This is a genomic window from Nostoc sp. FACHB-280 (genome assembly GCF_014697615.1).
Lineage (GTDB): Bacteria > Cyanobacteriota > Cyanobacteriia > Cyanobacteriales > Nostocaceae > Nostoc_B.
Map to the genome: position 1 here is coordinate 1 of NZ_JACJSD010000092.1, position 11,372 is coordinate 11,372.

General features: G+C 35.3%; 7 protein-coding genes and 1 pseudogene. 3 read left to right on the forward strand and 5 right to left on the reverse strand.

Translation table 11 applies throughout. The features are described from left to right. From H6G75_RS31965 to H6G75_RS31975, 3 genes and pseudogenes are all read left to right on the forward strand, one after another. Positions 1 to 120 (forward strand): annotated as a pseudogene (locus tag H6G75_RS31965) (IS630 family transposase); the annotation flags it as partial. A 227-nt stretch (positions 121 to 347) separates the two neighbouring features. Next, complete coding sequence (locus H6G75_RS31970; RefSeq protein WP_190983887.1) at positions 348 to 1,727, forward strand: hypothetical protein; 1,380 nt, start codon at positions 348 to 350, stop codon at positions 1,725 to 1,727. Between the two features lie 73 nt (positions 1,728 to 1,800). Continuing rightward, positions 1,801 to 2,826, forward strand: a complete 1,026-nt coding sequence (locus H6G75_RS31975) for a hypothetical protein (protein ID WP_190983888.1) — start codon at positions 1,801 to 1,803, stop codon at positions 2,824 to 2,826. 3 nt (positions 2,827 to 2,829) lie between these two features. On the opposite strand, the gene H6G75_RS31980 is transcribed toward H6G75_RS31975, so the two are convergent. The 5 genes from H6G75_RS31980 to H6G75_RS32000 form a co-directional block, all read right to left on the reverse strand. After that, on the reverse strand, positions 2,830 to 4,779 hold the full coding sequence (locus H6G75_RS31980; RefSeq protein ID WP_190983889.1) for a TnsD family Tn7-like transposition protein: 1,950 nt from the start codon (positions 4,777 to 4,779) through the stop codon (positions 2,830 to 2,832). A 172-nt stretch (positions 4,780 to 4,951) separates the two neighbouring features. Then, the gene (locus H6G75_RS31985; protein WP_190983890.1) at positions 4,952 to 5,824 is read right to left on the reverse strand and encodes a TnsD family Tn7-like transposition protein; all 873 of its coding nucleotides are present in this window, start codon (positions 5,822 to 5,824) and stop codon (positions 4,952 to 4,954) included. After that, positions 5,821 to 7,437, reverse strand: coding sequence for an ATP-binding protein (locus tag H6G75_RS31990; protein ID WP_242051721.1), 1,617 nt, complete (start codon positions 7,435 to 7,437; stop codon positions 5,821 to 5,823). The genes H6G75_RS31985 and H6G75_RS31990 overlap by 4 nt, the downstream gene beginning before the upstream one ends. After that, complete coding sequence (locus H6G75_RS31995) at positions 7,430 to 9,637, reverse strand: DDE-type integrase/transposase/recombinase (protein WP_190983892.1); 2,208 nt, start codon at positions 9,635 to 9,637, stop codon at positions 7,430 to 7,432. The genes H6G75_RS31990 and H6G75_RS31995 overlap by 8 nt, the downstream gene beginning before the upstream one ends. Next, the gene (locus H6G75_RS32000; RefSeq protein ID WP_199338107.1) at positions 9,634 to 10,485 is read right to left on the reverse strand and encodes a TnsA endonuclease N-terminal domain-containing protein; all 852 of its coding nucleotides are present in this window, start codon (positions 10,483 to 10,485) and stop codon (positions 9,634 to 9,636) included. The genes H6G75_RS31995 and H6G75_RS32000 overlap by 4 nt, the downstream gene beginning before the upstream one ends. Between the last annotated feature and the right edge of the window lie 887 nt (positions 10,486 to 11,372).

Here is an 11,372-nt window from a genome sequence, read left to right on the forward strand (position 1 = left end):
TGTGCTTTAATTCCAACATTCTCTCATTTAAAGTGGATGTTTGAATGGTTTATCCGAAACACTACCTTTGATTTTATGTCTCTTCAGATGTACGGAGTTTTTTCAGAAATCAAATACTAGTCCTATAGTAGTCTTAGTATCAGAATTATCGGTAAAGTGGCATCACCGCCACAAAAAGAATCTACTTCAGAACAGTTTCATTTCTGGGTGCGACGAGATGAGTTAGTTGAAAAAACAATAAACTTAAAGTTATTAACAATAATTTTACCGAAAATATAAGTCAGCGGATTCAAGCAGAACGAGATGCTAAACAGTATACGGAACAAATTAATAATGCATTTAGCAACTTGCCAGATGCTTATCAGGTAAATGTTTCTCCATATGTCATAAACGATGATTTCGGCTGGCTTGATACAAGTTACCCAACAGAAGAAGATTTGGAAGAGCTAAATCAACTGCTAGGTAATCGACAAACTCATACTCAAAAGTTCAACAAGCTACGTAATCAATTCTCTGAGTGGCATCGCTTTAATACCGAACAACAGACTTATAGTAAACAGTTCATGGAACTTGAGGAAAAATTGTCACTATCTGAGGCTCAAGAAGCACGTAGCCAAAAAAATACATTACAAGAATTGCAAAATGAACTGCAATCAACACTTAAAACACTCAAAGAAGAACAAACACTGACACTTAATCAAGTTAAAGAAATCGATAAAGATATTCATGACTTGTTACAGAAATTACGACAGTATGAAATCAATTTAGGTGATCAAAGAGGTTCTCAAAGTGAAATTCAACGTCGCTTAAAATCTGATTTAGAAAGCTTACCATTGCAGTGGCAAGAATCAATAACAAACCTTGATGATAAAAAGCTAAAAGAGTTAGCTAATGAAAAGGAAACGCTAACAGATTACGAAAAATTATCAAGCCAATTAAATATTGCTAGTGAATCATTAACCTTTCTCCAGCAACAAATTAGGAATTTAACTAACCGGATTGAAGAATTGCCTAACGAGGCAAAACGTGCTTTTCAAGAAGTTGAGCAAGAACTTACAACTGCTAAATCCGAGCGAGACATTTTTGATAAAAACCGACAAGAAGCTCAAATTAGCTTGAATGAACTAATTAGTAAACGCAAGCTGTACCAGCAAATCGAAAGACAAAAGCTTGATGCAGAACGCAACCAAAGCTTATACAAAACACTTTGCGAATTGCTAGGTAATGGGAAACAAGGGCTGCAATTAAAATTGTTACGTGATGCAGAACAAGCTATTGTGCAGCTTGCCAATGAAATTTTAGACGGTTTATCACGCGGAAAAATGCGATTGGAATTACGTGGAGAAGTGGAAGAATCCGGTGGAGAATCCAGCAAAGCTCTTGATTTAGTGGCATATAACGAAGAAATTGGATCGTATCCCACACCAATCGCCCAAATTAGTGGTAGTCAGCGATTTAGAGTTGCCGTTAGTTTAGCATTAGCGATCGGTCAATATGCAGGGCAAGGCGCACGCCACATCGAGTCAGTCATCATCGATGAAGGCTTTGGTAGTTTGGACAAAAACGGGCGCGATGATATGATTCAAGAACTTAACGAATTACAACATCGACTAGCACGCATTATTTTAGTGTCGCACCTAGAAGATTTCTCCTGTGCTTTTTCAAATGGTTATTCCATCGAGTTAGTCAATCAAGCCTCAAAAGTCAAACTGTTAGAACCTGTCTAGTCTAAAAATACTAAATTGCTAGTAATGTATAAGTCTATGCAAAACTACATTTAGTTGCTCAGGTCGCCTGTTAATGCAAATTGTTGCTGGCATCAGTCTGAAAGGAATCAAACCTCGCGTGTGGGATAAAAATTCTCCTTATTATCTTCCACAATTGCAAGCAGTTATGGTATCCTACGCCGAATTTCATCAAAGACCTGTACTTCGACGTAAAGTTATAGAGCAAGGTCTTAGAAAATATCTTGGCATCCCAGAAGAAGTAAAGCTTTACCTTGATAACGGAGCGTTCTACTTCATTAGTCGCGGTGGAGAAATAGTAACAAAAGATTACGAAGAATTTGTCCAAGGTGCGAAACCCGACTGGTGTCCAATTCCCCAAGATTTTATACCCACTCCAAAAATGTCATTGTCTGAGCAAAAAGAATGCTTTACTCTGACAACAAAAATGAATATTGCTTATAAAGATAAGCATTTTATTCCTGTGATTCACGTTAGTAATTTTTTAGAAGAGTATGTTAGAACAATAAAGAAAAATAAAGTATTACGGCAAAAAGCAGGGATTGCATTAGGTGGTATTGTCCCCAATTTACTACGCGCACCAAAAGCCATACCTTATCAAAAAATTTTAGAAAATCTTCAGCACGTTCGAGAAGAATTTAAAGATAAAAAACTTCATGTATTTGGCATAGGTGGTACAGCAACTTTGCATATAGCAGCATTACTAGAAATTAATTCTGTGGACTCAAGTGGGTGGCGCAATCGGGCTGCTCGTGGAATAATACAATTGCCAGGAACTGGGGAGCGAATAATTGCTCAATTGGGGAAATGGAAGGGTCGTAATCTTAGTCAAGATGAGTTTAAACAACTTGAAGAATGCCAATGTCCAGCTTGCAAAATGTATGGTATTGTTGGTCTTCAGGCAGGTGGAAGTATGGGCTTTTGGAACCGAGCAACTCATAACCTGTGGACTCTTCTAGAAGAAGCTCGGCTGATTGAACAACATTTAATGGACGGAACTTATCAAGATTGGTATACAGAACATTTAGACAATACTATCTATCGCCCACTTATTGATCAGATAAGCAAAATCCGAATTTAATAATCATCTTTTTTGAAAATAAAGCAAATTAGCACAAGACTCTAAAGCGGAGTGAATGGCATCCTTGACTAATGGCAATTCCCTGGTTTTAGCATTTAGACCTGCACGACGTACTAGTTGCCATCTCTGGGGACATACATCTTCTTGGCGAAACATATTTGCTGCCCATAATACCCTTCTGACCGCGAACTCTTCTCTTGTTTCTGCTAGTTCAACTAATAATTTTTTTGTCAACGGTAGTTTTTGAAGGTGTCTTTTAACCCAAGCGCTTGCTGGATGATCGAGAAAATTAGCGATCGCTGTTTTAGTAATCCAAATTGGGCGTTCACCATCCTGCTTTAATTGCTGTACAACTACCTTGACTGCTGCCACTGTTTCCAAATCTCGGCTATTCCAGTCTACAGCAGGAGTACCATTGTTTGTTTGTAGTGGTGGCAAATGCTCCTTTAGCCATTCCCTGTCATATTTGTATAAATGACCATAAGCTGCTGGTATCTTGCTGCGTAATTGTGTTCTTCCCGCACCAGGATTTGTTACCATTACATTCAACCACTGCTGGCGGTAGTCTTCTGAAATATTTGCTGGAGGAAGAGTAGGCAAGATTACACGACGTTTAAGTGAGGGACATAGCTCAGTTGCCCTTGCCATAGTATTAGGGCGGGGAAAGGTTAGATTTAACCTATCTGCTTGACGAAGCACTGTCTTGACTCTGACACCTAGATGTTCGCTGATTTCCTTGAGAGTCAGTAACGGGTCTTCCCAAAAGTTTTTTAGTGACTCTTCCCACGCAGAACCGTAAACCTTGATTTTCGAGAATCGAAACTGATCCTCTGGTAATTTATCAGAACCTGTTCTGGAGTAAACAAAACCACAGGTACAAGAAAATGTGGCAGATGGTTTGTAATTCTCCTGATTATATGTAATTTGACATTCGTTTATCTTTGGTTGTTTGAAGGATTCGCAAACAGGGTTAAGGCATGGCCAGGGAGCATCCCCAAAGGGTTTGTATATCTGTTGTAGTTCCAAAAATTCTTGTACTGTGTATCCAAAAAATTGAATTAATAGTAGATGCCTTAAGGGATGATGTACCCTTTGAGGGTAGCGCACTAACTGAGCCAGCCAATTGTCACGAATTTTTTCATCTAGCGGGCATTGAAGCAAATCTAAAATTTTGGCAGGATAGGAATTTTTAAATATTTTCAATAATTCTTGAATACGAATTCTGCCTTTATAAGTGACTAATTTTAAATTATTCTTGACTAAACAGAGGTATTTCTCATACAAAGCTTCTAAGCCAGGTACAATACGGCAATAATTTAGAAGCCACTCTATATCCCTAGCAATCCTCAACAAAATTTTGTGAGTCATATTTGAGGAGTCTACTGGACGAGGAGATACCGTTTGGGTTTTCTTCTCTAAGAGGAAGAATTCAGAGATGCGTCTGCGATTGTGAGTTAGTACACTACTTTTTTCTAAAAAAACTTCATGAGTGGGACATACCTCAACACCTGATAATTGATGGAGACGATGCCAGTAACACTCACCAAAATGCTTCTGATCATTTTCCATACACACTGGACAGAAACGCAGGTAATAAGGCATTTCAATAAATCCAGCCACAATTCCCAAGCGTGTATGAATTTTCGAGCCATTATCCCCAGCCATCTCCTCCCGAATTAGTTGGAGTCGCTCTAATGGGAGAAAAGGGCTATAGAAGGGTAGCAGAGTGTGATTATCTATAAATTGATCAACTGTGTAAGAATGTCCATACGGTAAAGCAGCAATTAGCTTTTGTAGTCTGCTGGGCAGGTCAAAGATTGCAGTTGCATTTTTTGTTTGAAATAAATCTTGTACCACTGCAATCTGGCTGGAATAATTCATTTGCTCTTGATAGCGAGCGCAAATACTGTAAAACAACTCATCTGGGTATGCTTCAGGAAAAAAGCCAAGCATTGGATTCGCTAAATATATAAAATTAAGAAATTTATCTATTGGCTTAAGATGAATATTTAAAACTTAATCAGCCGTTTCTGTTACTGTATTACTACTATTAATAATATCTAAGGCTCTACCAAATTTAAATTAAAAATTAATTTTTTAACTTACTTGTTGTTAACACAAATAGCTAAGGTAATTTTAAGTAAATAGCTTGTTTCTCAATTGTCTCTTCCCTAACACCAAGTTCCTCAGCGATTTCTGCAATAGTAATAGAGTGATTATTCCAAAGGGTTTTTAATCCTAATTCCCAATAATAGCCATATTTTGTTCTTCTGCTAGACACAGGTAATACATCGTCTTTAACATTACACAATTCTAAAGGTTTATATATAAATTCACAAGAATTGCAGTAACACTCTGCTATATTAACATCATTATTAGAAATAATAATTGGATTTTCTTGATATGTTGTGTCTTGAAAATATCTACAATATTGATTACTACATAATTCATTATTTTCTTTGAAAAATTTACTTTTGCCATCAAAAATATTAAAGAAGCTTTTAGAAGTATATCCTAGAAAAATAATTAAAAGTAAGTAATATAAAGGATTTCTTATTTTACCGTCAAAAATGAATATATCTATAAGCCAACAATTTTTAGTTTGTTCTGCTAACTCACAACGCAGTAATTCTAATAATTCAGGAGAATAATAGTCATTGTAGGTTATTCGTGGTTTGTGGAAAGTAAATTTTGTGGTATTTTGTGTTATTTCCTTTCTAATCTTTTTGATTATATATGGTGCATAGAAAGGGCTGCAAAAAGGTAACAGAGTATGATTATCAATTAAATAATCGGCTTTATAACAATGTCCTGATGGTAAATGTTTAATCAGGTAATCTAAATTATTTGCTAAATACACATTTAAAGAAGTAAGTTTTTTCCCAAAAAGTTCCTGAGTAACATAAATTTCATTGCTATAACTCATTCGCTCAAAGTACCGCGCACAAACACTATAAAATAGTTCATCGGGATAAGGATCTGGAAACCATCCAATCATTTTGCTATTTCCTGTAATTCATATTCAGTCGGAAATTTTATATAACCTGCTTGCTTGAGAATTTCATAAGCCAAAATACCTGTTGAAGATTTTTTGGTAACTATTTCTGGCAGAGTATCTTTTAAATTTATATTATTTGATTTTGAGATTTTAGTGGTTTTCGTATTGGACTTACCGAAAATATTATTTTGTGGTATTTTTGTTTCTAAATTAGGTCTTTCTAATGAAGATTTTTCTGGCTCAACTTCATGCATTTGATCCATTTCAGCGTTCATTATTTCAATTTGATTATCACAATTATCATTGCATGAAATATGCTCCTTTAATAAATTTGTCTCTTCTATAAAAGATTCAATATCAATTGGCGTAACATCTTCACAATCCATGAGTAATCTTAGCTTAGTTTGATGATTTTTCTCTTTCAAGGCATTCAAAATTTGTCTTGCAGTTCGAATAGAATCTTTAGCGACTGACTGGATGATTGAAGGTGTAATTATCTCTCTCCCACTTGAAATTGCCCGCACTTGTGCCAGCATATAAAGCTTAACGGCAAAGTCAGTAATACCTTGAGACTCGTAATAAAGGGTATGGCTCAATTCTGGTGTGAGAGGACAATTTTTCCGCACATATTGATATCGCCAAAGGGATTTTACAAAAATTTGCCAAGTATCATCTTCTGCCATAGAATCCCAAACGATGTCACCCTGACCTGTACCTCGACGAATCTGACGAAATTCACTGTTTAAAACTGACCAAGCTTTATAGGTTCCTACTAGAATCACTGGCAAGCCGATTGTGTTAATTAGTTGTACAAAAAAACTGAGCATTTTTTGAGAGCCACCGCTTTTTAGACGACTGAGGTTTTGAATTTCGTCAATTACGAGTATTCCTAATGATTGAATAGATGCTACGCGTGCCATATTAGTAATCATGTCATCTACCGTTTGATGTCTTCCTTTGGCGTACCTCTCGTGATAATTAGTTCCTAAAATGTCATCAACTGCCAAGAAAAACATTTTACACAGTCCTTTAATTGAACCATCGTGAGGACAATCAAGCTTCAACCAAACTATTTGCTTTAAAGTAAAATTTTTGCCATGATAATTACTATGATTAATGATTTGTGGATAAAGCAATAAATTTTCTTCTATTGCTGTAGTTTTGCCAATACCACTAATACCGATGATGACCATACTCTTTGCTGTTGAGCGAGGATGCCTCGGTACAAATCCTTTAGAATCAATTAAATCGAGTGAATGCTTAATGTTACACCAAAAGCCTGGTGTTATAGGATTTCTTGCTTGGTATCCTATTCTAATAATTCGTGAAATTCTTTGCTCTAAATCAAGGTGAATACCAAGAGGTATAAAGAATTCTAATGTATTTTGAATATAATGATAGCGCAAATGATCTGGTTCATTTCTTGTATCTTCACTGTATTTAGGAAAATATGCCAGACTCTTAGCAACCTCTGATTTTGTCATAATTTTTGGTAAAGCTTCAATTAAGGGGTTATCACGATATTTAGGAATTTCAGGGTCGCTATATATTGCATTAATTTCTTTTCCTCTAAATGATAGAAGTGGAGGCTCATAATTGTTAAAATTATTCATTTGCAAAAAACTCCTCAATAATTTCATTTAACATTTCAGTTTCTTGTGGTTGTGGTACATAGCTTCTACCATTTTCTTGATGCTGATTATCAACTTGGGAAGAAATCAATTTACTTGATACATCAGCCTGTTCATTCCTTAGAATACGAGCATTTTTCTTTCGTTCGTCATTTCTTTCAGATTGTTTATTAGCTCGTATTGCTTCAGTTAGAGATTGTTTACTTTTACCCTGACGAGCTTGGTCAGTTTTCTCTTGTGCATCTTTTTTAGATTGCTCTAAATGAGTATTGAGGATAGCCTTTTCCTGTCTTTGCTTTTGTTTAGTTTTCTGATTAATAAATTCCTGCTCTGCCAAATGATCCATAATTTCTTCCAGGCTATTGTCTGAAAAAGTTTGACTAGCGGGTAGCAGTTCACAAACCTCCATTTTTTTGCCACTATCAAGAAGCAAGTAAATTACCTGTGGCTTTCGAGGGTCATAAGCTATGGGAACCTTCCAATTGCCTTTCAAACCTGCCTTAATAAACCATTGTTCTCTGTTGGCAGACTCACAGGTGTAACGCAGACGATCATGCAAATCAAGCTCAGGAACTCTAAAACAAATACCACGACGAGTAACACTAGCATTTCCTCTATGTAAAAGATTTAAACGAATAATCTCAGGCGTTTCCATACGAGGGCGGCCATAATTACGAATTCCCCACTCCCACAATTCACATGGAGTAAGCTGTACATGATCTTGAATCATGTATTTTGTCATCGAGTACTGGGTCAAGCAGTAGAAATTGTTGTAGTAAAGAATGAGGCGGATTATTATTACCCGGAACTCATCGAGAGTATAAATAGCATCCAGTCGATAATCTCTTTCACCTCTTTCTTTGGGTTTGCAAACTGCCCCTGGTTGCCAGTGAATGACCTCATCATTAATTAACCGGAACATTCTTTCTACAATAGGCTTCCAATCAGGTCTATTTGCTGGTGTAGGTGATATTTCTATGTTAAGATTTCTGACTGCTGCCTTCGCATTATCGCTTAAGTATTCACTACCACGGTCAGTTTTCAATTCTTTACAAAGATGATGGCAAGGCCAGTTGTCTGTTTCAATTTGGATATTAAATTCTTGACAGAACTTTACTTTATCTGTAGTTGCATTTTCAATAGCTAAAGAAGCTCCTAACCAACTTGGGCCCTCAAGAGCGACGCTAAAACCTACAATCATCCGGGAAAATATATCTACAACTAAATAGAGAACAGGTCGTCCAATTATGCGACTTCTGTCTAAAGAGCTAACTAAGTAAATATCAGCTATAGTAGAGTCAATTTGCCAAAGTGCTCCTGGAAAAGGAGCTATATTGCTTGAATCACCTAGTACCTCTCTATAACGGAGATGAAATTGTTTTTTGCCTTCACGAGCTATCAGCGATTTTTTAAGGTCTCGGTATTTGTAATACCAGTAACAAAATTGTCTCAAAGTAGGGCATTGTTCTTCAGGTAGAAGAATAGGAATTTCATTATTATCTTTATCTTTGACTTTAAAAGAGAAATAATTTTCCTGCATTTTCTGATGAGCGTCTTTGAGACTTAATCTCTTCTTTTCATGATAAATTTCTGCACATTTAACAATAATTAACTCTATTTGCTCATTTACATTAATGCCACTCGGTTTACCTTTTAATTTATTTCCCTTACTAGGAGCTCCCAATTTTTTAGTGCTACTCCGTCTTTTACCTTTCCCGCCACAATTATCATAGTTGGGCAAAAGCGCATTTGGTTTTTGTCCTCTTTGCCAGTACCATCGTAAGAATTGGTAAATTGTTGGCTTATTACTTCCTGTCAGATCTATTGCCTGCTTAACTAATAAACCTCGCTCAGAAGGAAAGAAAGCTAAGTAGCCACTCTCAACAATTAAAGCGATTTTTTTATATGCGTTCTCTCTAAAATTACGGTGACTTTCAGGAATTAAGTCTTCAGAACGAAACAAATATGCGTAGGGATCATTGTCTAAAATAAAAGCTTTTTTTTCGAGTAATGCATCTTCAAGTTCTTTAACTTTTTGCAAAACAGGAAAAGCTTTTTTATTGTTGATATCTATTGTAAACACATCAGTGCCTGATGAATCAATAAATAGCAGTCTGATAATGTATAAACTACGTCCGTAATTATCCTGTATTTCAATAAGCATATTTTCATACAGATTCATCCGTAATTCCTCTCTTTATCAAAGTTAAGAGTAGGATTAACCAAAAATTTTAATTCAGTTCTGAATTGAGTTTCTAATAGTTCACTCATATCAATTAACCATTTGCGATTAGCAATAAGATGGCGAACAACCCTAACGCTATTACCAGGTTCCAAACCAAGTTTGTAATCACACTCAGAAGTTAAATTTATCAGTGAAACTTTTTTTTCACTGACACCTTTAGTAAGTAGAGTTGTAATTTGACTAATCAATATTTCGGACAGAGGCAAAAGGTCTTCGATAAAGAAACAGTCATGCAATAGCCCTATATTTTTTACTAATATCTTTGGAATTTCTTGCTCAGTTACTATACCCCAATCAATATTTCTGGATTTCCAATAACGACGTTCAATTTCTAACTTTTCCAAAGTCCGCTTTTCCTGCAATTTATCGGACGGTTTGACAGTCCTAGCTTGATCAAGAATTCCTACATTGGCAGTTCCCTGAATAGTGATAACGAAGTCCGTTGTCATTACATTAGGTTCTCCAGTATTAGGATTAACTGGGTGATTGTAACCGCACTGTTCGGCAATAAGCAAAGTTTCTTTGATATCTAAAGGAAACTGCTCTCGGATATCTATAACAATAGGCGACCATTCTAGTAAGTAGAAATAGTCACTTTCAATTTGGCTAAGTAAGTGATGTTCTCTTCGAGTTTTCCAACCCAAACTTTGTAAAGAAGAACCTTTAGACGAAAAATCACTTATATGAATTGCTGGTTTGTAATCAATTCCCCTACCTTGTCCGCATCCCTCATCTATACGCTTATTGACATCCTTACGATTTTTTCTACGAGTTTTGTTGACCATTTCAATAGATAATATTTAAACAAGTGTTCTTCATAATTAGATTAATCTTAGTCCACCTAGTACAGCTTATTTTAAATAAGTACGAATTTTATTCACTAAAAACTTATCTAGATGTGCAATTATTTTCTGGAAACTCTAAATTTATACGACACCAGATGATATGCCTAGAATCATGAATCATAGCTGTGGTGAGCCAACAACTTAAAGTATTTTTATCATTATTAATGATAGAAATATTAGTCAGGCAAGTTTCTATTATGTAAAGATTATTTTTATTACAAAAGATTTATGCACCATATCATCTCTCATTTTTTTGTATAATTAATAAAATATATAAGTAATACTTGCTTGGCAACTAGTAATTTTACTAGAAAAAAGTTTTTAAAATAAGTAATAATAATTACAGGCTAATTATGTATTATTTTAGTTGAAAATAATACACTTAATTCTGCATTTAAGTTTCCAAATAATGTGTATAAAAGTTTGGAAAGCCTTGCATTCACTTATATTCAGCTTGCTAATTTTTATATTCATGTGGTTGATAATTGCTAATAATTATAAATGATTAAACAAGGCATACTTTAATGCCTCATTTTTTGTATCTATAAGAATGATTTTTATAAAAAACTTTTAAGTCAAAACTGATATTTTTTGTTAAGTTTAGTTAACTATATGTAGTAATGTAAAAGCTTAGTTATTCACATCAATCGCGCTATTGCCACAGAATGTTTACTATACAAGTATTAAACTAATTCTCAGCTAGGGTGTGTCATCAATTAGATAAACTGGAATCAAAACTGTTGAAGAAAACATAAATAACAGAAAAAGGATGACACGCCGATACGCACTACGAGATGACCAGTGGGAGAGAATCAAAAACCTGTTGC

Coding starts and splice junctions, on each gene's coding strand:
- H6G75_RS31975 (WP_190983888.1), top strand. CDS start 1,801: ATGCAAATTGTTGCTGGCATCAGTCTGAAAGGAATCAAACCTCGCGTG.
- H6G75_RS31980 (WP_190983889.1), bottom strand. CDS start 4,779: ATGCTTGGCTTTTTTCCTGAAGCATACCCAGATGAGTTGTTTTACAGT.
- H6G75_RS31985 (WP_190983890.1), bottom strand. CDS start 5,824: ATGATTGGATGGTTTCCAGATCCTTATCCCGATGAACTATTTTATAGT.
- H6G75_RS31990 (WP_242051721.1), bottom strand. CDS start 7,437: ATGAATAATTTTAACAATTATGAGCCTCCACTTCTATCATTTAGAGGA.
- H6G75_RS31995 (WP_190983892.1), bottom strand. CDS start 9,637: ATGAATCTGTATGAAAATATGCTTATTGAAATACAGGATAATTACGGA.
- H6G75_RS32000 (WP_199338107.1), bottom strand. CDS start 10,485: ATGGTCAACAAAACTCGTAGAAAAAATCGTAAGGATGTCAATAAGCGT.